Source organism: Polaribacter septentrionalilitoris (genome assembly GCF_009832745.1).
In the GTDB taxonomy this organism is placed as follows: domain Bacteria; phylum Bacteroidota; class Bacteroidia; order Flavobacteriales; family Flavobacteriaceae; genus Polaribacter; species Polaribacter septentrionalilitoris.
Genome location: NZ_VRMJ01000025.1, coordinates 152,123 through 178,219 on the forward strand (window position 1 = coordinate 152,123; position 26,097 = coordinate 178,219).

Consider the following 26,097-nt stretch of genomic DNA (forward strand, 5'->3'; position numbering starts at 1 on the left):
TGAATATAAATGTACAAAAAAACCGAAGTCAATAACTTCGGTTTTTCGATAAATGTATTGTTTTTGTAGTTAAGTGTCATTACGAAGAAAATCTTTTTACTTTCTGAGGCAACCTTGTAATTTGAAATAAAAGGTTACATCGCCCTAAGATTCTCGTAATGACGATAATTTTACAAGTGAATTACTTCATCATAAGCATCAGCAACAGCTTCCATCACAGCTTCACTCATAGTTGGGTGAGGATGAATTGCTTTTAATACTTCATGACCAGTAGTTTCTAATTTACGACCTAAAACAGCTTCTGCAATCATATCTGTAACTCCAGCTCCAATCATATGGCAACCTAACCACTCTCCATATTTTGCATCAAAAATTACTTTTACAAATCCATCTGGAGTTCCAGCTGCTTTTGCTTTACCAGAAGCAGAGAATGGAAATTTACCAACTTTTAATTCGTAACCAGCTTCTTTAGCTTTGTCTTCTGTCATACCAACAGAAGCAATTTCTGGAGACGCATACGTACACCCAGGAATGTTACCATAATCGATAGCTTCTGTATGTAAACCAGCTAATTTTTCTACACAAGTAATTCCTTCTGCAGAAGCAACGTGAGCTAATGCAGGTCCAGGCACAACATCACCAATAGCATAATAACCAGGAATATTTGTTTGATACCAATCGTTTACTAAAATTTTATCTCTATCAGTTATAATTCCAACATCTTCTAAACCAATGTTTTCGATATTTGTTTTAATTCCAACTGCAGAAAGTACAATGTCAGCTTCTAAAACTTCTTCACCTTTCTTTGTTTTTACAGTTGCTTTAACGCCATCACCAGAAGTATCTACAGACTCTACAGAAGAGTTTGTCATAATTTTAATTCCAGATTTCTTTAAAGAACGCTCAAATTGTTTTGAAATATCTTTATCCTCAACAGGCACAATATTAGGCATAAACTCAACTATAGTTACTTCAGTTCCCATGGTGTTGTAAAAATGCGCAAACTCAACTCCAATTGCACCAGAACCTACAACTATCATAGATTTTGGTTGATTTGGTAATGTCATAGCTTCTCTGTAGCCAATTACTTTTTTACCATCTTGAGGTAGATTTGGTAAAACACGAGAACGTGCACCTGTAGCTATAATAATGTTATTTGCAGCATATTCAGTAACTGTACCATCTTCTGCAGTAACATCTACTTTTTTACCAGTTTTTATTTTACCAAAACCATCAATAATATCAATTTTATTTTTTTTCATTAAGAACTGAACACCTTTGCTCATTCCCTCTGCAACACCACGACTTCTTTTAATTACAGCATCAAAATCTTTATCAATAGCCTCTGCTTTTAAACCATATTCATCTACGTGCTTTAAATAATCATAAACTTGCGCAGATTTTAATAAAGCTTTAGTTGGTATACATCCCCAGTTTAAGCAAATTCCACCTAAAGATTCTTTTTCTACTATAGCTGTTTTAAAACCTAGTTGAGATGCTCTAATGGCAGTAACATATCCTCCAGGACCGCTTCCAATAATAATGATGTCGTATTTCATAATTGTGTTTGTTTTCTATACTTTTTTTTGGGCGTTTTAACGGGCTTTACGTTGTATCTTTTTTTCGAAACTCAAAAAAGGATGTCACTTCAATCCCTAACGCATACAAATTTAATAACTTTTGTCGTTTTACCGCCAATTTTTTGCGGATACTGACAAAATTAACTACATTCTTTCAGGAACATCAATTCCTAACAAAGAAAAAGCAGATTTAATAGTGTCTGCTACTTTTTTAGAAATTTGTACTCTAAAGATTTTCTTATTTTGATTTTCTTCTCCTAAAATAGATACATTTTGATAAAAAGAATTAAACTCTTTCACCAAATCATAGGTGTAATTTGCAATAATTGCTGGTGAATAATTGGCAGCAGCTTGTTGCACAGTTTCAGGGAACAATTCTAATTGTTTTATCAATTCTTTCTCTTTTTCGTGTAAATCAATAGTGACAGGTTTTGTGTAATCAAAATCAGCTTTTCTAATGATAGATTGAATCCGAGCATACGTATACTGAATAAAAGGACCTGTATTTCCTTGAAAATCTACAGAAGATTTTGGATCGAACAAGATTCTTTTTTTAGGATCTACTTTTAAAATAAAATATTTTAAAGCTCCTAAACCAATAGTATTGTATAACTTATTTTTCTCTTCTTCAGAATAACCATCTAGTTTACCTAATTCTTCAGAAATCGTTTTTGCTGTATCAGACATTTCTACCATTAAATCATCAGCATCAACTACAGTTCCTTCTCTAGATTTCATTTTTCCTGATGGTAAATCTACCATTCCGTAACTCAAATGATACAGGTTTTTTGCCCAATCAAAACCTAATTTTTTAAGTATCAAAAATAAAACTTGAAAGTGGTAGTCTTGTTCATTACCAACTGTGTATACCATTCCTCCAACATCTGCATAATCTTTAACACGTTGAATGGCAGTACCAATATCTTGTGTCATGTATACAGCTGTTCCGTCAGAACGCAGTACAATTTTTTCGTCTAAGCCCTCATCAGTTAAATCACACCAAACAGAACCGTCTTCTTTTCTATAAAAAACACCTTTTTCTAAACCTTGGGCAACTACATCTTTTCCTAATAAGTAGGTATCACTTTCGTAATATAAAGTGTCAAAATCAACACCCATAGTTTTGTAAGTGATGTCAAAACCATCATACACCCATTGATTCATTTTTTTCCACAAGTCAACGACTTGAGGTAAGCCATTTTCCCAATCTCTCAACATTTGTTGTGCTTCAACAAATAGAGGTGCCTCTTTTTTAGCTTCCTCTTCAGTTTTACCTTGAGAAATTAATTGAGCGATTTGTTTCTTATATTCTTGATCGAATTTCACATAGTAATTTCCAACTAATTTATCACCTTTTAAACCTGTAGATTCAGGAGTTTCTCCATTTCCAAACTTTTCCCAAGCCAACATCGATTTACAGATATGAATTCCCCTATCGTTGATGATTTGTGTTTTGTACACTTTTTTTCCAGCAGCTTTACTAATTTCTGCAACAGAATAGCCTAATAGGTTGTTTCTAACATGACCTAAATGCAATGGTTTGTTGGTGTTTGGTGATGAATATTCAACCATAACTGCTTTTTCATCCGCATTTGGTGAAACAAAACCATAGTTAACGTCCTTATAAATTGAATTGAAGAAGTTGCTGTAAAAAGCATCGTCAATCACTAAATTTAAAAAGCCTTTTACCACATTATAATTGGTGATTTCTTCTAAATTTTCAACTACATATTTCCCTAGTTCTTCTCCAATTTGAGCGGGATTTCCTTTCTTGTAACGCAACATAGGGAAAACTACTACAGTAATATCTCCTTCAAATTCTTTACGAGTTGCTTGAAATTCTACAGATGGAATTTCTACTTCATATAAAGCTAAAAAAGCTTCTTTTACTTTGGTTTCTATGCTATTTTGAATACTCATCTAGTCTCGAAAATTGAAATGCAAAATTACATATTTTTAGTGTAAAAATTAGTAGAAATAATTGTATTTTTCGGATATGGAAAAACGCCTAGAACAACTACCTAAATTAGCAGCAGAAGCACAAAAAGAAAACAAAAAATATTTTGCAAACTTAAAACGTAGAACACCTAAAAATTTAGATGTTGTAATGCAAGAATTGCATGATGAAGAATTTGAAAAAACAGATTGTTTAGATTGTGGAAACTGTTGTAAAACTACCAGTCCTATTTTTACACATAAAGATATTGAGCGTATTTCTAAACACTTAAAAATGAAAGTTGCTGATTTTATTAGTACGTATTTAGAAAGAGATCCAGATGATTTTATGGTGTTAAAAACTGCACCCTGTGCATTTTTAGATGAATCTGATAATACTTGTTTTATCTATGATGTACGTCCTAAAGCTTGTGCAGAATATCCGCATACCAATAGAAGAAAATTTATTCAAATAACAGATTTAACAGTTACAAACACTTTTGTATGTCCTGCAACTTATAATATTGTAGAGGCATTAAAAAAACGATTGCCTTTAGCATCAAATAAAAAAGTGAGGAGAAGGTGATAATTTGTTAAAGATTTCTAAAAATACAATTCAAATTTTTTTTGGCACGTAGATTGCTTATAAATAATTGAAACAGCTTAGTAAACTGTTTTCATTGTGTAAATTATTTGAATTAGTTGATTATCAAAAAGCCATCTCTTTATAGATGGCTTTTTTAGGTTTACATTATTTCAATAATTTACCAAGCGTTATTTTTACTTTATATACTGTTAAATAACTATGTTTTGTTTAGCAAACTTCAATTATGCACAAGTATAAAGGCATCCCTATAGTTATGTTAAATGGAAAGGTAATAGCTAAAGCCATAGGAATATAAAGTCCTGGGTTAGCTTTTGGTGCTGCCAATTTCATCGCAGCAGGCACAGCAATATAAGATGCACTTGCAGCCAAAATAGACATGAGCAATCTATTTCCAATTTCTTCCATAAAAAAACCACTAATAACTGCAACTAAGCATCCATTTATTATTGGAATGATTATAGCAAAAGAAAGAGTAAACCACCCTTTTTTTATCAATGCTTTTAGTTTTTGACCACTTGTTATCCCCATGTCTAATAAAAATACAGCTAAAAATCCTTTAAAAATATCAGTAGTAAATGGTTTAATTCCTTCTGCTTGTGCATCATTTGTAAAATAGCCAACAAACAAACTTCCTATGATTAATAATACACTTCCGTTAGTTAACGAATGGTGGATAATATGCTTAAAAGATGCTTTATCATTTTTGTCTTTTTTGTGAAGATTTATCAATAAAACTCCAATGATAATAGATGGTGCTTCCATTAAAGCCATAACTGCTACCATATGCCCTCCAAAAGGAATATTAGACATTTCTAAGAAAGATATTGTTGTTACAAATGTTACTGCACTTACAGATCCATAAGCAGAAGCAATGGCACCAGAATTTTCAACACTTAACTTTAACCTTAGAATATAATAGCAATAAATTGGTACTAATAATGCTAATAATACTCCAAATAGTAATGACCAAATAATTTCTGAGGTAATTACACTATGTGCTAGTTCTTGTCCTCCTTTAAACCCGATTGCTAAAAGAAGATATAATGATATAAATTTGGATGAATTTTCTGGAATACGTAAATCGCTTTTTAGATTTACAGCAATTAATCCTAAAAAGAAGAATAAAAGTGCTGGGTTTGTTAAGTTGTCTATTAAATAATGTAAGTCCATTGTTTTAAAAATTTGGTGTAAAAAAAGTAGAAGAACTCTTAACTAAGCTGTATTTTTCTACTAAATAAAATGTGCGTATTTGATTGTTGTTGAATAGTTGTAAAGTCTAATGTTTGTTGGTAAGACCATTTATTAATTTAAAGATTGATTTTTTTTTTCATTTCTTTTATTGATGCGAGAATAGAGTTGTACATAATTTTACTATTTAATCTTGTTTGTTTTAATGTTTTTAAGGATAAAAAATTATTATTTTAATTTTCGCAAAGGTGCAATGTAATTTTAATATATTTTTATTTATATTTATAATGAAATACATAAGATATATTTATGAATTATACATTGCATCAATTAGAGATTTTTAAAAAAATAGCTGAAACAAAAAGTGTTACAAAAGCCTCAGAACAACTTTTTTTAACACAACCAGCAGTTTCTATACAATTAAAAAAATTTCAAGATCAGTTTAAACTGCCTCTTTTTGAAGTGGTTGGACGTAAATTATATATAACAGAATTTGGTGACGAAATAGCAAAAGCAGCTTCTAAAATTCTTGAAGAAGTAGAAGCTATAAATTATAAATCATCAATTTTTGAAGGGAAATTGGCTGGAAAACTTAAAATAGCCATAGTTTCTACAGCAAAATACGTAATGCCTTATTTTTTATCTGATTTTATCAAAGAGAATAGTATGGTTGATGTTACTATGGATGTTACCAATAAAATGTCTGTGATTAGAGCTTTAGAAAATAATGAATGCGATTTTGCTATGGTTTCTACAATTCCTAAAAAGTTAAATATTGAACGTATTCAATTAATGAAAAACAAAATGTTTTTTGTTGCTGGAAAAGAATATAAACATGATAAGGAGTTTATTTCTTTAAAAGATTTGAATCAATCAATTTTTATTTTTAGAGAAAAAGGGTCAGCTACACGATTGGCAATGGAAAGATACTTGGTAAAACACAAAATAGAAATTTTACGTAAAATGGAACTTACTTCTAATGAAGCTGTTAAGCAGGCTGTTATTGCTGGTTTGGGTGTGTCTATTATGCCAATAATAGGTATGAATGAATCTATTAAAAATGCGGATCTAAAAATATTAAAAATAAAAGATTTACCATTAGAAACCAATTGGAACTTAATTTGGTTAAAATCTAAAAACCTAACTAATGTTGCAAAAGCCTTTCAAAATTACATTATCAATAATAAAGATGAAATCATTGAAAATCAATTTAAAAAATATGATAATTACGAATAAGATTAGGCAAATTTAATTGATGTTGAAGGTTGAATTTTTGTAATGATAAAAGATGGGATAATTAACATTAAAAAAGACATTACTAAGGTTCCAATATTTAAGAGTAGAATATAGGTAAATGAGATATGTACAGGCATTGTAGTTACATAATACGTTTCAGGGTTTAATGTAATCACTTTAAAATAATGTTGAATAAAGAGGATTGATAAGCTAATTAAATTCCCCCAAAACAAGCCTTTTAAAATTAAGTAAGAAGCATTATATAAAAACACTTTTCGAATGCTTGTATTTGTACTTCCTAAAGCCTTTAAAATACCAATCATTTGCACACGTTCTAAAATCAAAACCAATAAAGCAGTAATCATATTAATCCCAGCCACCAAAATCATAATTCCAATAATAAACCAAACATTATTGTCAAATAATTGAATCCATTCAAAAACAGTTGGATAACTTTCAAGAATAGTTTTACTGTTTAAAGTTGCGCTAATTCTATTGTAAATTTCATCTCCTTTAGCTTCAATATTATCAAAACTTTCTAAGATTACTTCAAAACCACCAATTTCATTTTCAGACCATTTATTTAGTCTTTGCACTTCTCTAATGTCACCAATCATCATTGATTTATCAAACTCAGCAAAACCAGAATTGTAAATACCAACTACAGTATATTTTCTTTGTGATGTTAATTTACTATTTGCTGTTTTTAAGAAAGTAGCCTGAACTGTATCGTGTAGCTTTAACTGTAAACGATTGACAACGGTTTGTGACAATAAAACCCCCTTTGTTCTATCCTGATGCAAATCAGGGATAGTACCTGATACTAAATACTCTTTAAACAGAGTCCAATCATAATCTGTAGAAACTCCTTTAAAAATAATGCCTTCAAAATCGGTTTTTGTTCTTAAAATTCCGCCTTTATTGGCAAAAATTTGAATATTTTTAATGCCATCAATATCTTTAAACGTTGGATAGAAATCTTGGTTTTTATCGATAGAAACCGTAGATATATCTGAGTTATTGGCATCATAATTGATAATTTGAACATGACCTTTAAATCCAGCCATTTTATCGCGTATTTTGTATTGCAAACCAGCTCCAGTAGCAACAGCAATCAACATAATGATAATTCCTAATGCAATTGCTGTAATGGCAATTTTTATTATTGGTGATGAAATGCTATTTTTATACTTTTTGCCAGCAATAATGCGTTTTGCAATAAATAACTCGTAATTCAAATTAATGATTCTTTTTAAACCCTTCAAAAGTACATATTTATTCTTGTTTTTACTGATGAATTTTCAGCTGATTTCTTGTGCTCAGACCACAAAAGAGAAATCAGAAAAAAAAGTAGAACAAAAAGGAACAACAATAAAAACAGGAGCAGAGAACACCAATTTGTATCTCAATTTATTGAAAGGTAAGAATATCGCAATTGTTGCCAACCATACTTCAGTTTTATCAGTTTTACAAAGAGCTGAAGTTGCACCAAATGTTATGGGCTCTAAAAAAGTAACGCATCATTTGGTAGATTATTTGCATAGTTATAATGGTATTCATGTAAAAAAAGTATTTGCGCCTGAACACGGTTTTAGAGGAAAAGAAGATGCTGCTGCTCATGTTGACGATGCTATTGATACCAAAACAGGATTGCCTATTTTATCATTGCATGGAAAAAGTAAAAAACCTTCAGCAAAACAATTAGAAGGAATTGATGTTGTGGTGTTTGATATTCAAGATGTGGGTGTGCGTTTTTACACCTATATTTCTACACTTCATTTTGTAATGGAAGCTTGTGCAGAAAACGGAATTCAAGTGATAGTACTTGATAGGCCAAATCCTAATGGACATTATATTGACGGACCAGTTTTAGAACCAAAACACTCTAGTTTTGTAGGGAAACATTCAGTTCCTGTAGTATATGGAATGACAATTGGCGAATATGCACAAATGATAAATGGTGAAAAATGGCTAAAAAATAATGTTCAATGTGATTTAAAGGTGATTCCTTTAGAGCATTACAATCATAATTCAACATACAGTTTACCCATAAAACCTTCACCTAATTTGCCTAATGATAAAAGCATCAATTTATACCCAAGTTTAGGTTTTTTTGAAGGAACTACCATAAATGCAGGACGTGGAACTGAATTTCAATTTCAAAGATATGGAGCGCCATTTTTTAAGAAAACTAATTTTTCTTATACACCAAAAGCCAATGATGGTGCCAAATATCCAAAACACAAAGAAAAATTATGTTATGGTGTTGATTTAAGGCAAGCACCGCATTTATCCAAAATCAATTTGTCTTTTTTAATGGATGCCTATAAGCGAACTCCCAAAACAGAAAAATTCTTTGGTAGCACATTTACCATTCATGCTGGAACAGAAAAACTACAACAACAAATCGAACAAGGTTTGTCTGAACAAGAAATTCGAAAAACTTGGGCAAAAGGTTTGGTAAACTTTAAAATTATTCGGGAAAAGTATTTGATTTACAATTAAAAAAACAAGATTATATTTTTCTAGACTTTAAAAGTGTTTTTTTGTAATTTTCGATAAGCTTAAGCTTTTCATACCAAATTTTGGCATTTTCTTTATCACCTAATTTGTGGTAAGCAGTAAATTTTATAAAAGTATACAGTAGTTTATTCTCTTCTCTAATATCTGTTTCTTCAAACTTATTATCTATTTTTTTAAGAGTTTTTTTATATTTTCCTTTTATCAAATTAGTATAAAAGTCACCTAATAAACTTATTTTTTGAGCATCTTCTTTTTTTGCCGAAACACGCGCTTTTTTTAAGTATTTTTCACCTAATTTTAAAAAATCATTTCTTACATTTTTTTTGACATAAATGGAGAAATCAAAATATTTTTCAGCAATATTTAGAGCACTTTTACCTGAATTTTTGTTCATAAAATTGATTAAATCCTTTTGTAAAAATTCAGTTTTATAAGAGTATCTTTTTAGAAGTTTAGTTAATTGCAATTTAGACATATACCCTATATTATGATGTATGATTTCTCCATTAGCATCCATTATAAAAACATCTGGTATTGATCTAATGTCATATTTTAGAGCTAAATTTCTATTAAAATCAATATCAATTTTCAAGGGTATAAAATTGCTCATTAATTCTTGAACTCCAGAATCGCTCCATGACTCTGAATCCATTTTTTTACAAGGACCACACCAGGTAGCCCAAAAATCAACTATTATAAATTTATTTGTTGCAGCAGCAAGTTTTTTTGCACTTTCATATGATGTTATCCAGTTAGTAGCTTTTGAAGTTGTACTTATGGCAATAAATAACAAAAAAAGTAGTATTTTCTTTTTCATAATTTGGGTTTATTTACAATTTTTTCAAATTTAAAAATAAATATAAAAAATACAAATAAGGTTATTGTTTTTTAATAAAAATCTAATGTAGCTATTTGTTTTAGGGAGCATCTTAAAAGTTTCTATTGTGTGAGTAAAAAGTTACTTTTTATCAGTTCTGGTTAATTTCTAGGACAACTGTGAAAAGTTTTAATTAAATTGTATCAAAAGAAAGAATTCAAAAAATAGCCTAAAAATTAGTAGGTTTTCGATAACTGTAAGAAGCTTCTTTAGTTATTATTTTAAATCTAATTGGTCAGTTACTCTAAAATTATAAAAACCATTGACGGCTCTTCCATCATCAGTAATTCCTTCTATTTTTACTAAATATTTTCCATACCGATCGCCAGAAAAGAAATTTATAGTTTTATCTTGATTACTGGTTAGTTTTAGGTTTGGTTCCCAATGTAAAGTAGTTCTGTAATCTGGTTTTTCATGCTCTGGTTTGGGTATTGTATAATTGGGTTTATAAAATTCTCGAGCTTTAGAAAAACCTTTAATTTCAAAGTTTGTAATACCTGGGTATTTTTCTGTATAATCTATAATATTTAAAGACCCACGCATGTAAATAGCAATAACTCCATTACCACCCCGCATTCCATAGATAGCTGCTGATGCTCCTTTTAAAACATCAATAAAATCTACTTCTGATGCTCTTATACTAGAGGCAAATTCTTGAGTTACTTGTAAGCCATCTACTAGAATTAGTGATGATTTACCAGAATGAACACTACCCATACCACCTCTTATCATTATTCTTTGGTTAGGATACATACCAAAAACTCGAACTCCTGCTGTAAATCTTAGTAAATCAAAGGCTGATTCCAATGATATTACATTGGGAATTGAGTCCCTAAAGATTCTTTTATCTGGTATACCATGTATAATAGATAATTCTTTTATTTGTTCTTCTATTTGTTTTTTTATAAGTTCAGACTTTGTTTTTCTCTTTTTAGTAATGACTATAACTTCTTCTAGTTCTGTTGCACCTGGATCATATTTAAAGTCACTTATTTTTTTATCTAAGGCTTCTTTTAAATACTCTTTTACATATTCTATTTTATAGTTTTTTGTTTTCTTTTTTATTGTTCGTGAATTAATTAAGGGTAGGTTATTGGTAATATGAATTGAAATTAAGGGTAGGTTATTGGTAATATGAATTGAGAAATCTTTTTGCTTATTAGATTTAATATCTTTTGCTTCAATAACCCCTTTTACAGTATCATTAAAAATAAATGGACCAAAAGTAAATTTACCTTGTAGGTTAGTAGTTTTACCTTTTTCATACAGCCCTTGTTCAAAAAGCTTAAGTGTAACATTACTTTTTTTGTATTGATATTGATTTTTAAAATTGGTAGTAACACCCTGAATCATAATTCCTTTTTCAGGTTCAAAACTATTTTTCTTCAATACAGAATTTTTTAAAAAATCTTTCCAAACAAACCTTCTCCAACCATGGGTAAGCATCAATGCATTTAACAGGTATCTTCTTTCTAGAGAATTGTTTTCGAAGAAATAATTAGCATTTTCTATAGTACCACCAAGATCAGAATCTAATAAAAACCAACTTTTAATGGTATTATTTTCTTTTTTAAAATTAGAATTTGTTATAACACTCATAGAGAAATCACCTTTAAGAGTTTTCCCTTTTTTATCGGTTAGATTTAAGTCAATCCCAACCTTATCTCTTAGATTGTAGTTTTCTTTGTTAGTCTTTATTTTAATTGAGATATCATTATCTGGATGATCTACAAAAGTTAACCTTTCGCAAACAGGCTCTTCATTAGGAGTAAATAATGTAAAATGGGCAACACCGTCAGGTAAACCTTTTAGCATGATCTTTACAAAAAATGTAGTTTTATTTTTTGATTTTATAATATGTTTAAAAAAAGTATCTCCTCTGAGATGCCCTAATAATAGAGTTCCATTTAAACCATCTTTAATATTTGTTTCTACTCTTACTTTAACAAATTTACCTCTATTTTGAACAGTTAAAACATATCCTTTGTTTAGAGGAGTTGGGAGTTTATACTTAGATTTTGCATTGTTTATTGTTGTGACCGCAAAATACTTTTTACCTATTTCTGGTTTAAAATTAGTAAGTCCTAAACCAAATTTATAAGTTTTAAAAGCAGTTATTGTTTTATTGTTTTGATCAATAATTTTTCCTTGTAACTCAATACCGTTACCAATACTATCGGTTACTTTAATACCTATTGTACTTTTTAAACCAAAGACTAAATCACCACCTTCTGGGAAAAACTGAAAAGAGGGTTTTATTGTTTTTCCTTTAATTGTATTACTTATGTTTAGCTTATCATTATCAGTAAAAACTTCTTTTTTAGCAATATTTTGTTTCCAGATTGGAATTTCCTTTTGAAAGAAAACTGGTTCTTCTAGGTTTAGCATATATTTTGTGTATGAACGTAAAATATATTTTCCTTGCTTAATTTTCTTATTTATTTTAATGTCTCCATGAGAGTTTTTACCATCTATATAGATCTTTTTTTGAATGATTATACTATCATTCATATCAACTAAATCTACATAAACCAATTTACTTTTGTTACTCTTAGTGTGCGTAATTCCATCTAACAAATAAGTTTTAAACCAAATTGTTTCACCATTAGTATAAAAATCTTTATCGGTTTGAAGGTAAATTTTCTCAGGATTATGTTTGGTGGAGTATAAAGCAAGTTTACCAAAAACCCTATCAAACAAAGGATCATTAACTACTTTTTTACTAAAAGCACTAAATAAGATAGCAGTTACAACTAGAGAGGTAATGTAGATTCTTTTTCTTTTCATGATGATATAAATTTATTTAATTGCATCAAAAACTACACCAAAGCTTACTTTTAAATTACCAATTTAGAGTTGCTCTATATTGGTAGGTTTTCGATAACTGTGAAAAGGCTGTTTTAACAAATCTTTTAAAGAAGAATTTTTAACTTCATCAGGAAAAGTATCAACTCCATACACAATTTCCTTACGATCTAACTCTAGATAAGTTCCAAAAATTCTATCCCAAATCGAAAATATATTTCCATAGTTAGAATCTGTATAAGGCAACATATTATGATGATGTACTTTGTGCATATCTGGAGACACAATAAAGTAGCTTAAAAATTTATCCACTTTTGGAGACATTTTAATATTGGCGTGTGTAAACTGCGTAAAAATCAAAGACATAGATTGATAGAGCATTACAATAGCAATTGGAGTTCCAACTACAAAAACACCCAATAAAGTAAACACAAAACGAATAACACTTTCTATAGGGTGATGTCTGTTTGCTGTTGTGGTATCTACGTTATGATCTGTATGATGAACCAAATGCACCATCCATAAAGGTTTTACCTTGTGCTCTACATAATGAGCAAGGTAAGCACCAAAAAAATCTAAAAATAAAACTCCTAAAACTACATACAACCAAAGAGGCATTTGGGGTAGCCAATTGATTAACCCAAAATTATTAGCACTTACCCAATCCGCAGTTTTTAGTAATAAAAAAGCCAATGCAAAATTGATAATTACGGTTGTTAGTGTAAAAAATAAGTTGGGCAAAGCATGTTTCCATTTTTTATAATTGAATTTAAATAAAGGTACAGCACCTTCTAATATCCAAAAAAAAGTAATTCCGCCAACTAAAATAATACTTCTATGAGAAGAAGGTATAGTTTCAAAATAATTAAAAATGGTTTCCAAATTGATTTTTATTTTTTACTAAAATAGTGAAAATTGTGTAATCTTAAATCGAATATAGATTTGAGTAATTATCCAGTTTAAAATGCTTAATTTTGCCAACTAGAAATCTCAATTCTAGTTCAGTATGTACAAAGCTATTGTAAGACCAATTTTCTTCTTATTCGACCCAGAAAAGATCCATTATTTTACGTTTTCGTTAATTAAAACGATGTCTAGAGTTCCTTTTGTAACTTCAATATTTAGAAGTTTATACAAAGTAAAAGACAAACGTTTAGAAAGAAATTTATTTGGATTAAAATTTGAAAATCCTGTAGGTTTAGCAGCAGGTTTTGATAAAAATGCGGTCTTGTATAATGAGTTGGCAAACTTTGGTTTTGGCTTTATTGAAATAGGAACTGTAACTCCAAAAGGACAAGCAGGAAATCCTAAGAAACGATTATTTCGCTTGAAAGATGACAAAGGAATTATCAATAGAATGGGGTTTAATAATGATGGAATTGCAGCTGCAATAGAAAATCTTAAGCAAAATAAAGGCAAAGTTATTGTTGGAGGAAACTTAGGAAAAAATACAACTACAACCCCTGAAAATTATACACAAGATTACTGCGAAGTATTTACAGCATTACATCCTTATGTTGATTATTTTGTTCTGAATGTAAGTTGCCCAAATGTTGGAAGTCATGCAAAACTGAATGATAAAGACTACTTGGTTGAATTGATTTCTGCTTGTCAAAAACTGAATGAAAAAGAAGCTAAACAAAAACCTATTTTATTAAAAATTGCTCCAGATTTAAATCAAATTCAATTGGATGAGATCATTGAGTTGGTTAAAGAAACCAAGATTGATGGAGTAATTGCTTCAAACACATCAACCAATAGAGAAGGTTTAAAAGCATCTAAAGAACGATTGGCAGAAATTGGTAATGGTGGTTTAAGTGGGCAACCTATAAAGGCACAAAGTACAGCAGTTATTAAATATTTGGCAGAAAAATCGAAGAAAGCATTTCCAATTATTGGAGTAGGAGGAATTCATTCTGCAGAAGATGCACTCGAAAAAATAGATGCTGGGGCAGATTTAGTTCAAATTTACACTGGTTTTATTTACGAAGGACCAAGTCTGATTAAAAAAATAAACAAAGCCATTTTACAAAAAGGCTAGTTTATTAATCTTTAAACTATGCTAGAAATCTTAATTTCATTTGCATTTGCAACATCAGTTTTAGCTATTTCTCCTGGCCCAGATAATATTTTTGTACTCACGCAAAGTATTGTTAACGGTCAAAAATTTGGTTTAGCCACTGTTTTTGGTTTAATGACAGGTTGTATCATTCATACTACATTAGTTGCATTTGGTGTTTCTGCAATCATCAAAGATAATGAGACGCTATTTTTCATCATCAAATTATTAGGGGCAATTTACTTACTATACTTGGCGTACAAAGTCTATCAATCTGACGCTACAATATCCTTTTCTGATGAAAAAGTAGAAAAGAAAAACACAGTACAATTGTTTAAAAAGGGGTTTTTAATGAATGTCTTAAACCCAAAAGTTACCATTTTCTTTTTGGCATTTTTTCCTCAGTTTTTATTTTCAAAAACAATTTCTACAATTGTTCAGTTTTATGTTTTGGGGGGTGTTTTTATTTTGGTTTCCTTTGTTGTTTTTGGGAGTATTGCTGTATTAGCAGGAAGTATTTCTGAATACTTAAAACAACACACAAAAACAGGCGTCTATTTAAAATGGGGACAAATAATTGTTTTTACTGGAATTGCCATTATGATTTTAGTGTAACACTCTCTTGTTTCACAATAAAATCTTAAATCAATGTTAAAGAAATTGAAGTAGTTTTTTGAATACTTATATTTGTTAGATAACCAAATTCAATTCAAATGAAAAAAGTATTACTACTACTCTTGTTCGTTTCTTCTTCAATGCTAGCGCAACAAGTTGATTTATCGTATTACTTACCTAAAGAAAGATACAATACCAACATTCCAACTCCTAAAGAAATCATTGGGCATGAAGTAGGTGAGTGGCATGTTACACATGATAAATTGGTAGAATACATGAAAGCTTTGGCAGCTTCATCAGATAGAATTTCTATAGAAAATAGAGGAACAACGTATGAAGGGAGGCCTTTATTATTGTTAACCATTACCTCACCAGAAAATCATAAAAATTTAGAAAGCATTAGAAAAAATCATATTGATGCTACTAATGATGCTTCAGTTGATGCTACTAATCGACCAATTGTGGTTTATCAAGGTTTTTCTATTCATGGTAATGAACCCAGTGGTTCTAATGCATCTTTAGCAGTTGCTTATTATCTGGCAGCTTCTGTTTCTTCAGAAACTCAAGATTTATTAAACAATACTGTTATTTTATTGGATCCAGCTTTTAATCCTGATGGATTACAACGTTTTGCATATTGGGCAAATACCAACAAGAGTAAAAATATTAATCCAGATCCTAACGATAGAGAATATTCTGAGATTTGGCCAAGAGGAAGAACCAATCATTATCAGTTTGATATGAACCGTGATTGGTTGCCAGTGCAATTACCAGAAAGTAGAGCTAGAATTGCTAGTTTTCATAAGTGGATGCCAAATATTTTAACAGATCACCATGAAATGGGAAGCAATTCAAGTTTCTTTTTTCAACCAGGAATTCCGTCAAGAACAAATCCGTTGACGCCTCAAATGAATCAAGATTTAACAAAAGAAATTGCAACATATCATGCAAAAGCGTTAGACAAAATAGGTTCTCTGTATTACTCAGAAGAAAGTTTTGATGATTTTTATTACGGAAAAGGGTCAACTTTTCCAGATATTAACGGAAGTATTGGAATTTTGTTTGAACAAGGAAGTTCTCGAGGTCACGCACAAGAAACAGTAAATGGCATTTTAACGTTTCCTTTTACCATTAGAAATCAATTTACGGCAGCTTTATCTACCTTAGAAGCGGCTAAAAAAATGAGAGCTAAAATCTTACAATATCAACAAGATTTTTATAAAGAATCTAGAAACTCAGGAACTAAAAAAGCAATTGTTTTTGGTGATGAGAAAGATGCAGCAAAAACATATCATTTGGCTGAGGTTTTAAAACGCCACCAAGTAAAAATTCATGAAGTAAAATCTGATTTTACACAAAACGGAAAAACATTTAAAAAAGGCTATAGTTATATTGTGCCAATGAATCAGAAAAATCAACGTTTGGTAAAAGCAATGTTTGATGTAAGAACTACCTTTAAAGATAGTTTATTTTATGATGTTTCAGCATGGACTTTTAATCACGCATTTGGAGTTGATTATGCTGATAACGTATCACTTTCTAAAGCCGGAAATGAGATTTTTGATTTAAAAATGAACACAGGAGGTGCTTCTTTTCAAAGTGATTATGGGTATTTAATGCCATGGAATGAGTATTATACACCTAAGGTATTAAATACAGTTTTACAAAAAGGTATCCGTGCAAAGGTGTCTATGAAGAACTTTAAAAATGGTGGAAATGATTATGAATATGGAACTATTTTTATCCCGGTTCAAAATCAGAAATTAAATGCAACTGAATTATATCAATTTTTAGATGCTACTGCAAAAGAAAGTCATGTAAGTATTACAGCAGTTACTACTGGTTTAAATGACGGAATTGATTTAGGTTCTAATAATTTTAGAGCCATTACCAAACCAAAAGTGGCTATGATTGTTGGAGATGGAGTAGCAGGAAATGATTCTGGAGAAATTTGGCATTTATTTGACCAACGTTATGACATGCATGTAACAAGAATTGATACTCGCTATTTTAGACGAGTAGATCTTTCTAAATACACACACATCATTATTCCAAGTAGTGGTTTAGAGAAAAGTGCAGTAGAAAAGATAAAAACTTGGGTAAGCAATGGTGGTGTAGTTATTGGTTATAAAAATACTGCAAGATGGTTGGCAAGTAATAAAATGATTGGTCTTGAATTTGACAGTGCAAAAATTGATACCATAAAAGATGTGTCTTTTGAAAATCGTTCGTTAAAATCTGGAGCTCAGGTTATTGGAGGAGCTATTTTTGAGGCTAAGATAGATCGTTCCCATCCTATAAACTTCGGATATAAAAACGATAAGATAGCATTGTTTAGAAATTCTACGATGTTTATCAAACCAGACAAACGCAGTTATAATAATCCTATTCAATATACTTCTAGACCGTTGTTAAGCGGTTATATTTCTAAAGAAAATGCCAAAGTAATTAAAAATACTGTGCCTTTTAAAGTACAACGTTATGGTAGAGGTAGAGTAATAGTATTTACAGACAACACAAATTTTAGAGCATTTTGGTACGGAACAAACAAGTTATTAATGAATGCTGTTTTCTTTAGTGATAAGATGTAGGTTTGTTAGTTGTTAGTTGTTAGTTGTTAGTTGTTAGTTTTGCTACTTCTAACATATAAAATAATAAAAGTTGTAAAGTCTAAGAGTTTCTACTCTGATACTTTGCAACTTTGTTAATATAAAACTTAAAAAAAGCTGTAACAAAACCTCTAATTACTCGTCTTATTTATACAACCAACTAAATTGTATAAATGAGTTTTATTAGAGTATTATTTGCCATATTGTTTCCACCATTATCAGTAATAGATAAAGGTTGTGGCTCTTTTTTTATTATTTTTTTGTTAACACTTTGTGGATGGATTCCTGGAGTGATTGGTGCTTTGGTAATACTTAACAATCCTAAAAATTAAGAAACCTGCTCTCCATTTTTAATGGCTTTTATAGCTTGTAGTAAAACCACTTTACCATCTGTATTATAAACACCTAAAACCAAAATTTCACTCTTAAAATTAGCAATTTGTCTAGGTGCAAAATTAATAACAGCAGAAACTTGTTTGTGTAGTAATTCTTCTTTGGTATATAAATCTGTAATTTGTGCACTAGACTTTTTAATACCCAAATCTCCAAAATCAACAAGAAGTTGGTAGGCTGGTTTTCTAGCTTTAGGAAAATCATTGACTTCAATAATAGTGCCTATTCTAATATCAACTTTTAGAAAATCATCAAATGTAATTTCTTCTTTCACCTTATTTCCAACCTTTTCGAATCATCAATTGCTCAATATGCGCATAATGATGTTGACAATGCCAACCATAAATTCCGATATTTTGTTTTAAGGTTACCACTTCATTTCCATCTGGATGAATAAATGTTGTCTGTAGCTCTTTTTCTGTCAATCCTCTTAAAAAATAGACCCATTTTGCATGTAAGGCTTTTAAAGCATCAATAGTTAACATAACAGGACCAAATTTAGAGTCATGTAATTCTGCCCAACGTTCTTCATAATAGGCTTTAATTACAGGTTGATCTTCTGTTAAAGCCCATTTAAACCTTGTATAAGAGTTATGATGACTATCGTAAGAATGATGAATTACTTGTCTAATTGTCCAGCCATTTTCTCTGTAAGGAGTATCTAATTGTGCTTCCGACAATTCTCTGATTAAAAACTCTAGTTCATGTGGAAAGCGTTCAATATCAGAAATCCAGATTTCAAGATTTTTTTTGGTAATATTTTCAGGAATGTTAGCTTTTCCAATAGGATACTTTAGTTCTTCTAAGTCCATTTTATTATTTAGTTAATTTCTTTAGCAAACGTTTTGCACTTCTATTTTCTGGATTAATAGCCAATGCTTTTTTTAAATTATCAACAGCATTTAAAGTGTCTTTTTTCAAATAATATGCTTCACCTAAACTATCAAAAGTATTTGAACTTTTAGGATATAAAACCGTATTTATTTTAAAAATTTCTATTGCCGAATCAAAGTCATCTTTTCTTATAAATCGATATCCCATTCTGTTTAAAGTACGTTGTCTAATGGTTCTGTTCAACGAATCTTTTTGTTGAATGGCTTGAAAAGCTTGTAGTGCTTTGTCAAATTCTTTAGCATTAAAATATTCAATAGGTGTTTTTTCACCTGATTTCATTTTTCTAAAATGATATTTTACACCATCGTGTTCTGTTTTTTCTGCCAATTCAATGTGCATTTCTGGTTGACTTACAAACAGCATTTTTTCATTGAGTTCTTTCATGTAAAAAGAACTATCATTTACTTTTAACAGTTCAATATCATCATTTCCTCGCCATTTTGCGTGTAATATTTTATCCTTAAAATAGATTTCAATCACTTCATTGGCATTAAATAAATAACGACCTTTAGTGGCAGTGATAAATTCTTCTGAGTTTTTTTGTGAAGTACAATTGGCTAGTACAACTAGAAGTAAAATTAGAAATAGAAGTTTTTTCATGATAGATTGGTAATTGGTTCTCTACTTAGACCCTGAATTTAAGAGTTTTGTTACACAATATGAAGTGTTTTTTAATAATTATTCCTAATTTAAATTTACTTTATAAATTTTAGAATTTTTAAAATGAAGCTATCCTTTCAGTTTTTTTAAACATGTGGGTTATCATAAATGTTTTTCTATTGTTTCTCAAGATTAAAATGAACTGAGAAATATATTATGGAGAATTATATATTAATGATTTCTATTTTTATAAAAGGTATTACTTTTTAGTTTTTACTTTGTCTACCACAATTCTTTCTTTTCTATTGGCTAATTCCCAAGCTGTATGAAAAATTAAACGTGTTCTTTTTTCTAATAATTTGTAATTAATTTTATCTGGAGTATCTGACGGTCTGTGATAATCTTCATGAGTTCCGTTAAAATAAAATATTACAGGAATATTGTGTTTTGCAAAATTATAATGGTCAGATCTGTAATAAAAACGATTAGGATCATCATCACTATTATATTTGTAATCTAAATTGATATTGGTAAATTTATTGTTAATACTATCTGAGATTTGATGCAGTTCTGAACTTAATTTATCTGAGCCAATTAGGTAAACATAATTAGAATCTGTTTTATGAAACTTGTCAATTCTACCAATCATGTCAATATTTAAATTACACACTGTATTTGTAAGCGGGAAAATGGGGTTTTCTGAATAATATTTAGAGCCTAATAAACCTTTTTCTTCACCAGTAACATGTAAAAATAAAACAGAACGTTTTGGTTTATATCCTCTTTTTGCTGCTTTTTTAAAAGCTTCAGCAATTTCTAAAATAGCAACAGTTCCTGAGCCATCATCATCTGCGCCATTGTAGATTTTTCCATCTTTTCTACCCACATGATCTAAGTGTGCTGAAATAACAATAATTTCTTCGGGTTTTTCTGTACCTTCTATAAATGCCAAAACATTTTCAGAATCTTTTAAAGGGCCTCTTCTTGAGGATTTACTCAACCATTCTGATGAAATAAGTTGAAAATAATTTTCTGTTCCTGCAGGAGCATCAATTTTTTGATCGATATAAAAATTTCTAAGGTATTCAACAGCTTTTTTCTGTCCAGGTTCACCAGTGTTTCTTCCTTCAAATTCATCAGAGGCATAGGTGTATAAATGCTCTTTTAAATCTTTTGCAGTAATTCTTTTTGCAAATTTTTTAGCTCTTTTGGTAGCATTATAACTAGAACTACAACCTAAAAATGTGATAATACTAAATAAAAAAACTATTTTTTTCATAAATATTTTGTTTTGGAAGGAATCAAAAATAGGTAAAAAATACTTAAATATCTTTAATAATAAATTGCTGTAAATCATTATTAAAATACACCAAATCTTTAGAGAAAAGGTTTTCGAAAGCATTGGTTTTGGTAAGTTCTTTAGGAGTTCCTAAATGGTAATTATTTTCTTTTAAAAGTAGAATCTCATCTGCTAATTGTATAGATAAATTTACTTGATGTGATGAGATAATAATTGTTTTCTGAGTTTCTGAAACCAACTTTTTCAACAGTGAAAATATTTTAATAGTATGATGCAAGTCTAGATGAGCGGTTGGTTCATCTAAAATAATTATTTCTGTATCTTGAGCTAATGCCCTGGCAATTAAAACACGTTGTAATTGTCCATCACTTAACTCATAAAATCGTTTATTTTTTAAGTGATTAATTTCAGTTTGATGAATCGCAAAATCAATTTTTTCAATATCTTTTTTAGAGAGTTTGTCAATCCAATTGGTATAGGGTTGTCTGCCTAAAGCCACCAATTCATAAACCGTAAGTTGGCTTTCAGGTAAGCGTTCTGTGAGTACTAAACTCAGTTTTGTAGATAACTCTTTTTCAGTAATTTCTTTCAGATTTTTTTGCTGATAAAAAATACCTCCAGAAATTGCTTTTTGCACCTTAGAAAGTGTGCGTAATAAAGTTGATTTTCCAATTCCGTTTTTTCCTAAAACAGCAATGAATTTTCCTTTTTCAATTTCTAAATTGATATCAGAAATAACAATTTGTGTGTCTTTTTTTTGCTGATAACCAATACTTAGCTGTTCAGTTTTGAGAATGATATTTTTCTTTAAGCTTTCCATCTTACACAAAAATTCTTTTTTTTCTAACCAACAACCAAATCACAACAGGAGCTCCAAATAGAGAAGTAATTGCATTGATAGGTAACGTAAATTCACTTGTAGGCAATTGTGCAATACTATCACAAATTAATAAAACCATGGCTCCAATAAGTGCAACAGCAGGTAGTAGTATTTTATGATTTGAACTCGTAAAAAGTAATCTAGCAATATGTGGTACAGCTAGCCCTACAAAAGCAATAGGGCCAGAAAAAGCAGTAATAACACCTGTTAAAATACTTGTAATCAATAAGATTATATTTCTGTTTTTTTTGACATTAATTCCTAAGCTTTTTGCATAATTTTCACCTAATAAAAAGCTGTTTAAAGGTTTTATGAGGGATAAAGTTCCTAGAACTCCCAATCCATAAATCAAACCAAAAATGGATAATTCATTCCAAGATAAATTGCCTAGACTTCCAAAACTCCAAAATAAATACTGTTGAATTTGAGTAGCTTCACTAAAATAAGCCAAAACACTAATTACTGCAGAAGTTAAACTACCAAACATCAAACCTATAATTAAAATTGACATTGTATTTCGAACTTTATGAGCAGCAATTATTACAGCTGATAATACTAAAAAAGCGCCTAAACTTGCAGCGATTGGCAAAGACCAATTAGAAACAGAATTGGTTAATAAAAAACCTCCAAAAACGGATGAACCTAAAATTAAAATGGCAACTCCAAGACTTGCGCCAGAAGAAATACCCAATACAAAAGGACCTGCAAGCGGATTTCTAAATAAAGTTTGCATTAATAAACCACAAATAGATAATCCAGAACCCACCAAAATAGCGGTTATTGCTTTGGGTAATCTAAAATCTAAAACTATGGTTTGCCAACTTTCTTTGGTAGCTATTCCACCTGATAAAGTATTTAGTAAATCTTTAAAAGGGATTGATACAGAGCCTAAACTTATATTTACAAAGAAGAAAACCACCAGTAGCACTGATAAAAATATAAAGTGTTTTGTGTAGTTTTTGTGTTCCATATTTGTCACCTTAAGCGAAGTAGAAAGGTCTTATTCTCTAAAGTTCTTTAAAAATGCAACTAATTTTTGTATCGCAATTCCTCTATGAGAAATTTTATTTTTTGTTGCGGATGACATTTCAGCAAAAGAAGCATCATACCCTAATGGTTTAAAAATAGGATCATATCCAAAACCTTTTTCACCTTGTTTATGATGTAAAATATCACCTTTGCAAATTCCTTCAAATAAATAATTTTCATTATTTAAATTTAAAGCAACCACAGTTCTAAATTGAGCACTTCTGTTTTCTATACCATTTAATTCTGATAATAATTTTTGCATATTCTTTTCAGAATCTGAGGGCTCACCAGCAAATCTAGCTGAATACACTCCAGGTTTTCCATTCAAACTTTTAACTTCTAAACCTGTATCATCAGCAAAACAATTATATCCGTATTTAGAAGTTATATAATCTGCTTTTAATCTTGCATTACCTTGAAGTGTTGTTTCTGTTTCATCAATTTCATCAAAACAATTAATGTCTTTTAAACTCAATAATTCAATTGAATTTGGTAACATATCTTGAACTTCTTTGAGTTTATTTTGGTTATTTGTGGCAAAAACAAGTTTCATTTATTTCTTAAAGTTTGTAGGGCAAATGTAGTAAAATAGATGTTGCAATAACTTTACTATTCATGATGATAAGGCTCGTTTCTTAAAATCGTAAAACCTCTGTATAATTGCTCAACAATAAATAAACGAATCATTTGATGAGAAAACGTCATTTTAGATAGTGAGATTTTGCCTTGAGCTTTTTGATAAACTTCATCAGAAAAACCATAAGGTCCTCCAATTACTAACACCAATTGTTTGAGACCTGAATTCATTTTTTTCTGAAGGTATTTACTAAATTCAATAGAAGTAAAATGTTTGCCTTTGTCATCGAGTAAAACCAATTGATCTGTGTTTTGGAGTTTGTTTAAAATTAGCTCACCTTCTTTCTCTTTTTGTTGTTGTTCAGATAAATTCTTAACATTTTTTATATCAGAAATTATCTCTAACTCAAACTTGATGTAGTGTTTTAGACGTTTTTGATAATCATCAATCAACTGAATTAATTGCTTATTATCAGTTTTACCAATAGCCAAAAGTTTAATTTTCATCCTTCAAAATTACGAATTATGATGAATGAATTACTATTTTTACATCAGAATTAAATGAATTATGATATCAGAAGAACAATTTGAAAAAGAGATAGACATTATTATAAAAAATGCAATTAGAGAAGATATTGGAGATGGAGACCATACATCGCTGTCTTGTATTCCTAAAAGTGCAAAGGGAAAAGCAAAATTATTGGTAAAAGACGATGGAGTGATTGCAGGTGTTGAATTTGCAAAACAAGTATTTCATTATGTTGATGCTAATTTAGAAGTAGAAACGTTTATCAATGATGGTGAGGATGTAAAGTTTGGAGATGTTGTTTTTCATGTTTCAGGAAAATCTCAATCCATATTAATGGCAGAACGTTTGGTATTAAATGCGATGCAAAGAATGTCTGCAATTGCAACCAAAACAAAGTTTTTCGCCAATTTATTAGAAGGCACAAAAACTAAAGTTTTAGATACTCGTAAAACCACTCCAGGAATTAGAGCTTTAGAAAAATGGGCTGTAAAAATAGGTGGAGGAGAGAATCATAGATTTGCTTTATATGATATGGTGATGATTAAAGACAATCATATCGATTTTGCTGGCGGAATTACAGCTGCAATTACAAAAACCAAAGTGTATTTAGAAAAAAAAGGTTTAGATATTAAAATTATTGTGGAAGCTAGAAGTTTAGAAGAAATTAAAGAAATTCTATCTAACAAGGGTGTGTACAGAATTTTAATTGATAATTTTAATTATGAAGATACTAGAAAAGCGGTTGAACTTATTGGAGATACTTGTTTAACAGAATCTTCTGGAGGAATTAACGAAGAAACCATAAGAAAATACGCAGAATGTGGCGTAGATTATATTTCATCTGGCGCATTAACACATTCTGTATATAATTTAGATTTAAGTTTAAAAGCAATTTAAATCGGTTTAAAATGATTAAAAAAGCAGTTGTACTTATAGGTTTAATTTTTACAATTTTTGCATCTTGTGAAAGTAAAAACATACATGTTGTTGGTTTTTATAAAGGGGTTTTACCTTGTGCAAATTGCAAAGGCATCAATAATGAATTAACGTTAAATAAAGACAAAACATTTAAGTTACAAACAGTCTATTTGGGGAGAAGAGATGAAAAACCTTTCGTAAAAAAAGGAACTTATAAAGTAGAAAATAATCAATTAGAATTGTTAAATAAAAGCGGTTATAAATATCAAATACATGATGATTATTTAGAACTTTTAGATATTTCTGGCAACAAAATAGAAAGTCAATTAAATTATAAATTGATGAAACAAAAATAAGTTTTTTTACATTTATGATTGATAATTATTTTGATAGCGAAGAGTTTACTAAAATTGATTTTACCAAAACTAAAATCAAAAAAGGAGAATATGATAATTGCATCTTCAAAAACTGCAATTTCGAAGCAATTCACGCATCAAATATTCAGTTTGTAGAATGCGAATTTATAGATTGTAATTTTAGCAATACTATTGTAAAAGACACAGCATTCAAAGATGTAAATTTTATCAACTGTAAATTAATTGGTATAAAATTTAATGAGTGTGATTCTTTTTTACTACAGTTTTCTTTTAAAGATTGTCAGTTGAATTTCTCCTCATTTTATCAATTAAAAATTCCGAATACAAATTTTAAAAATTGTAAATTAGAGGAAGTAGATTTTACAGAAAGTATTTTAACAAACTCAGTTTTTGACAATTCAGAGTTAAAAAATGCTATTTTTGAAAATACAGTTTTAGAAAAATCAGATTTTAGATCGGCTTTGAATTTTACAATTAATCCAGAAATTAATAAATTAAAGCATTCAAAGTTTAGCAAAGAGAATGTAGTTGGACTTTTATCAAATTATAAAATTGTAGTTGAGTAGA

Annotated in this window: 25 protein-coding genes; 10 read left to right on the forward strand and 15 right to left on the reverse strand. The window is 29.7% G+C overall.

The genetic code is table 11. From position 1 onward, the window contains the following. Nucleotides 1-170: 170 nt before the first annotated feature. Both lpdA and argS read right to left on the reverse strand, forming a co-directional pair. Nucleotides 171-1,559 (reverse strand): dihydrolipoyl dehydrogenase, encoded by a 1,389-nt coding sequence (lpdA, locus tag FP421_RS05240; protein WP_159948289.1) that lies wholly within the window; start codon nucleotides 1,557-1,559, stop codon nucleotides 171-173. Nucleotides 1,560-1,724: 165 nt separating this feature from the next. Next, nucleotides 1,725-3,500: an arginine--tRNA ligase gene (argS, locus tag FP421_RS05245; RefSeq protein ID WP_159948291.1), complete on the reverse strand. Its 1,776-nt coding sequence runs from the start codon at nucleotides 3,498-3,500 to the stop codon at nucleotides 1,725-1,727. Nucleotides 3,501-3,576: 76 nt separating this feature from the next. Between argS and FP421_RS05250 the strand changes: the two genes are divergently transcribed. Then, nucleotides 3,577-4,101, forward strand: coding sequence for a YkgJ family cysteine cluster protein (locus FP421_RS05250; protein WP_159948293.1), 525 nt, complete (start codon nucleotides 3,577-3,579; stop codon nucleotides 4,099-4,101). A 228-nt stretch (nucleotides 4,102-4,329) separates the two neighbouring features. On the opposite strand, the gene FP421_RS05255 is transcribed toward FP421_RS05250, so the two are convergent. Then, nucleotides 4,330-5,292, reverse strand: a complete 963-nt coding sequence (locus FP421_RS05255) for a sodium-dependent bicarbonate transport family permease (protein ID WP_159948295.1) — start codon at nucleotides 5,290-5,292, stop codon at nucleotides 4,330-4,332. Between the two features lie 327 nt (nucleotides 5,293-5,619). Between FP421_RS05255 and FP421_RS05260 the strand changes: the two genes are divergently transcribed. Then, nucleotides 5,620-6,546, forward strand: a complete 927-nt coding sequence (locus tag FP421_RS05260; protein WP_159948297.1) for a LysR family transcriptional regulator — start codon at nucleotides 5,620-5,622, stop codon at nucleotides 6,544-6,546. A gap of 2 nt (nucleotides 6,547-6,548) precedes the next feature. On the opposite strand, the gene FP421_RS05265 is transcribed toward FP421_RS05260, so the two are convergent. Further along, nucleotides 6,549-7,784, reverse strand: coding sequence for an ABC transporter permease (locus FP421_RS05265; protein ID WP_159948299.1), 1,236 nt, complete (start codon nucleotides 7,782-7,784; stop codon nucleotides 6,549-6,551). A 55-nt stretch (nucleotides 7,785-7,839) separates the two neighbouring features. Here FP421_RS05265 and FP421_RS05270 point away from each other — a divergent pair, with 55 nt between their 5' ends. Beyond that, nucleotides 7,840-9,051, forward strand: a complete 1,212-nt coding sequence (locus FP421_RS05270; RefSeq protein ID WP_236548042.1) for an exo-beta-N-acetylmuramidase NamZ family protein — start codon at nucleotides 7,840-7,842, stop codon at nucleotides 9,049-9,051. Nucleotides 9,052-9,061: 10 nt separating this feature from the next. On the opposite strand, the gene FP421_RS05275 is transcribed toward FP421_RS05270, so the two are convergent. The 3 genes from FP421_RS05275 to FP421_RS05285 all read right to left on the reverse strand — a co-directional run bounded on the left by FP421_RS05275 (nucleotide 9,062) and on the right by FP421_RS05285 (nucleotide 13,633). Beyond that, nucleotides 9,062-9,886, reverse strand: a complete 825-nt coding sequence (locus FP421_RS05275) for a thioredoxin family protein (RefSeq protein ID WP_159948303.1) — start codon at nucleotides 9,884-9,886, stop codon at nucleotides 9,062-9,064. Between the two features lie 276 nt (nucleotides 9,887-10,162). Continuing rightward, nucleotides 10,163-12,733: a TonB-dependent receptor gene (locus FP421_RS05280; RefSeq protein WP_159948305.1), complete on the reverse strand. Its 2,571-nt coding sequence runs from the start codon at nucleotides 12,731-12,733 to the stop codon at nucleotides 10,163-10,165. A gap of 63 nt (nucleotides 12,734-12,796) precedes the next feature. Then, nucleotides 12,797-13,633: a sterol desaturase family protein gene (locus FP421_RS05285; protein WP_159948307.1), complete on the reverse strand. Its 837-nt coding sequence runs from the start codon at nucleotides 13,631-13,633 to the stop codon at nucleotides 12,797-12,799. Between the two features lie 124 nt (nucleotides 13,634-13,757). Here FP421_RS05285 and FP421_RS05290 point away from each other — a divergent pair, with 124 nt between their 5' ends. The 4 genes from FP421_RS05290 (at nucleotide 13,758) to FP421_RS05305 (ending at nucleotide 18,366) form a co-directional block, all read left to right on the forward strand. Continuing rightward, nucleotides 13,758-14,792 (forward strand): quinone-dependent dihydroorotate dehydrogenase, encoded by a 1,035-nt coding sequence (locus FP421_RS05290; protein WP_159948309.1) that lies wholly within the window; start codon nucleotides 13,758-13,760, stop codon nucleotides 14,790-14,792. 18 nt (nucleotides 14,793-14,810) lie between these two features. Next, nucleotides 14,811-15,425 carry a LysE family translocator gene (locus tag FP421_RS05295; RefSeq protein WP_159948311.1) on the forward strand — a complete coding sequence of 205 codons (615 nt, stop codon included), beginning with the start codon at nucleotides 14,811-14,813 and terminating at the stop codon, nucleotides 15,423-15,425. Nucleotides 15,426-15,523: 98 nt separating this feature from the next. Next, nucleotides 15,524-18,016: a M14 metallopeptidase family protein gene (locus FP421_RS05300; RefSeq protein ID WP_201288798.1), complete on the forward strand. Its 2,493-nt coding sequence runs from the start codon at nucleotides 15,524-15,526 to the stop codon at nucleotides 18,014-18,016. A 191-nt stretch (nucleotides 18,017-18,207) separates the two neighbouring features. Continuing rightward, nucleotides 18,208-18,366, forward strand: a complete 159-nt coding sequence (locus tag FP421_RS05305) for a YqaE/Pmp3 family membrane protein (RefSeq protein ID WP_159948313.1) — start codon at nucleotides 18,208-18,210, stop codon at nucleotides 18,364-18,366. Here FP421_RS05305 and FP421_RS05310 read toward each other — a convergent pair. From FP421_RS05310 to rlmH, 8 genes are all read right to left on the reverse strand, one after another. Further along, the gene (locus tag FP421_RS05310; protein WP_159948315.1) at nucleotides 18,363-18,701 is read right to left on the reverse strand and encodes a tRNA-binding protein; all 339 of its coding nucleotides are present in this window, start codon (nucleotides 18,699-18,701) and stop codon (nucleotides 18,363-18,365) included. The two genes, FP421_RS05305 and FP421_RS05310, sit on opposite strands and share 4 nt — an antisense overlap. Before the next feature lies 1 nt (nucleotide 18,702). Then, nucleotides 18,703-19,239 (reverse strand): YfiT family bacillithiol transferase, encoded by a 537-nt coding sequence (locus FP421_RS05315; protein ID WP_159948317.1) that lies wholly within the window; start codon nucleotides 19,237-19,239, stop codon nucleotides 18,703-18,705. A gap of 4 nt (nucleotides 19,240-19,243) precedes the next feature. Next, entirely contained in the window at nucleotides 19,244-19,921 is a 678-nt protein-coding gene (locus tag FP421_RS05320) for a tetratricopeptide repeat protein (protein WP_159948319.1), read from the reverse strand. Nucleotides 19,922-20,180: 259 nt separating this feature from the next. Further along, nucleotides 20,181-21,200, reverse strand: coding sequence for a M28 family metallopeptidase (locus tag FP421_RS05325; RefSeq protein WP_159948321.1), 1,020 nt, complete (start codon nucleotides 21,198-21,200; stop codon nucleotides 20,181-20,183). Between the two features lie 43 nt (nucleotides 21,201-21,243). Next, a complete protein-coding gene (locus FP421_RS05330; protein ID WP_159948323.1) occupies nucleotides 21,244-22,041 on the reverse strand; it encodes an ABC transporter ATP-binding protein in 798 nt (265 codons plus the stop codon). Between the two features lies 1 nt (nucleotide 22,042). Then, entirely contained in the window at nucleotides 22,043-23,071 is a 1,029-nt protein-coding gene (locus FP421_RS05335) for a FecCD family ABC transporter permease (protein ID WP_159948325.1), read from the reverse strand. Nucleotides 23,072-23,101: 30 nt separating this feature from the next. Further along, nucleotides 23,102-23,683, reverse strand: a complete 582-nt coding sequence (locus FP421_RS05340; protein WP_159948327.1) for a non-canonical purine NTP diphosphatase — start codon at nucleotides 23,681-23,683, stop codon at nucleotides 23,102-23,104. 56 nt (nucleotides 23,684-23,739) lie between these two features. Continuing rightward, complete coding sequence (gene rlmH / locus FP421_RS05345) at nucleotides 23,740-24,213, reverse strand: 23S rRNA (pseudouridine(1915)-N(3))-methyltransferase RlmH (protein ID WP_159948329.1); 474 nt, start codon at nucleotides 24,211-24,213, stop codon at nucleotides 23,740-23,742. Between the two features lie 61 nt (nucleotides 24,214-24,274). Between rlmH and nadC the strand changes: the two genes are divergently transcribed. From nadC to FP421_RS05360, 3 genes are read left to right on the forward strand one after another with little or no spacing between them, the layout of a single operon-like run. Further along, the gene (gene nadC, locus FP421_RS05350; protein ID WP_159948331.1) at nucleotides 24,275-25,132 is read left to right on the forward strand and encodes a carboxylating nicotinate-nucleotide diphosphorylase; all 858 of its coding nucleotides are present in this window, start codon (nucleotides 24,275-24,277) and stop codon (nucleotides 25,130-25,132) included. An 11-nt stretch (nucleotides 25,133-25,143) separates the two neighbouring features. Then, entirely contained in the window at nucleotides 25,144-25,509 is a 366-nt protein-coding gene (locus FP421_RS05355; RefSeq protein ID WP_159948333.1) for a copper resistance protein NlpE, read from the forward strand. A 14-nt stretch (nucleotides 25,510-25,523) separates the two neighbouring features. Beyond that, complete coding sequence (locus tag FP421_RS05360) at nucleotides 25,524-26,096, forward strand: pentapeptide repeat-containing protein (protein WP_159948335.1); 573 nt, start codon at nucleotides 25,524-25,526, stop codon at nucleotides 26,094-26,096. Nucleotide 26,097: the final 1 nt, after the last annotated feature.

Coding starts and splice junctions, on each gene's coding strand:
- FP421_RS05330 (WP_159948323.1), bottom strand. CDS start 22,041: ATGGAAAGCTTAAAGAAAAATATCATTCTCAAAACTGAACAGCTAAGT.
- FP421_RS05355 (WP_159948333.1), top strand. CDS start 25,144: ATGATTAAAAAAGCAGTTGTACTTATAGGTTTAATTTTTACAATTTTT.
- FP421_RS05325 (WP_159948321.1), bottom strand. CDS start 21,200: ATGAAAAAAATAGTTTTTTTATTTAGTATTATCACATTTTTAGGTTGT.
- FP421_RS05255 (WP_159948295.1), bottom strand. CDS start 5,292: ATGGACTTACATTATTTAATAGACAACTTAACAAACCCAGCACTTTTA.
- FP421_RS05340 (WP_159948327.1), bottom strand. CDS start 23,683: ATGAAACTTGTTTTTGCCACAAATAACCAAAATAAACTCAAAGAAGTT.
- argS (WP_159948291.1), bottom strand. CDS start 3,500: ATGAGTATTCAAAATAGCATAGAAACCAAAGTAAAAGAAGCTTTTTTA.
- FP421_RS05320 (WP_159948319.1), bottom strand. CDS start 19,921: ATGAAAAAACTTCTATTTCTAATTTTACTTCTAGTTGTACTAGCCAAT.
- lpdA (WP_159948289.1), bottom strand. CDS start 1,559: ATGAAATACGACATCATTATTATTGGAAGCGGTCCTGGAGGATATGTT.
- FP421_RS05280 (WP_159948305.1), bottom strand. CDS start 12,733: ATGAAAAGAAAAAGAATCTACATTACCTCTCTAGTTGTAACTGCTATC.
- FP421_RS05360 (WP_159948335.1), top strand. CDS start 25,524: ATGATTGATAATTATTTTGATAGCGAAGAGTTTACTAAAATTGATTTT.
- FP421_RS05315 (WP_159948317.1), bottom strand. CDS start 19,239: ATGGACTTAGAAGAACTAAAGTATCCTATTGGAAAAGCTAACATTCCT.
- FP421_RS05335 (WP_159948325.1), bottom strand. CDS start 23,071: ATGGAACACAAAAACTACACAAAACACTTTATATTTTTATCAGTGCTA.
- FP421_RS05290 (WP_159948309.1), top strand. CDS start 13,758: ATGTACAAAGCTATTGTAAGACCAATTTTCTTCTTATTCGACCCAGAA.
- FP421_RS05295 (WP_159948311.1), top strand. CDS start 14,811: ATGCTAGAAATCTTAATTTCATTTGCATTTGCAACATCAGTTTTAGCT.
- FP421_RS05260 (WP_159948297.1), top strand. CDS start 5,620: ATGAATTATACATTGCATCAATTAGAGATTTTTAAAAAAATAGCTGAA.
- nadC (WP_159948331.1), top strand. CDS start 24,275: ATGATATCAGAAGAACAATTTGAAAAAGAGATAGACATTATTATAAAA.
- FP421_RS05305 (WP_159948313.1), top strand. CDS start 18,208: ATGAGTTTTATTAGAGTATTATTTGCCATATTGTTTCCACCATTATCA.
- rlmH (WP_159948329.1), bottom strand. CDS start 24,213: ATGAAAATTAAACTTTTGGCTATTGGTAAAACTGATAATAAGCAATTA.
- FP421_RS05270 (WP_236548042.1), top strand. CDS start 7,840: ATGAATTTTCAGCTGATTTCTTGTGCTCAGACCACAAAAGAGAAATCA.
- FP421_RS05250 (WP_159948293.1), top strand. CDS start 3,577: ATGGAAAAACGCCTAGAACAACTACCTAAATTAGCAGCAGAAGCACAA.
- FP421_RS05300 (WP_201288798.1), top strand. CDS start 15,524: ATGAAAAAAGTATTACTACTACTCTTGTTCGTTTCTTCTTCAATGCTA.
- FP421_RS05275 (WP_159948303.1), bottom strand. CDS start 9,886: ATGAAAAAGAAAATACTACTTTTTTTGTTATTTATTGCCATAAGTACA.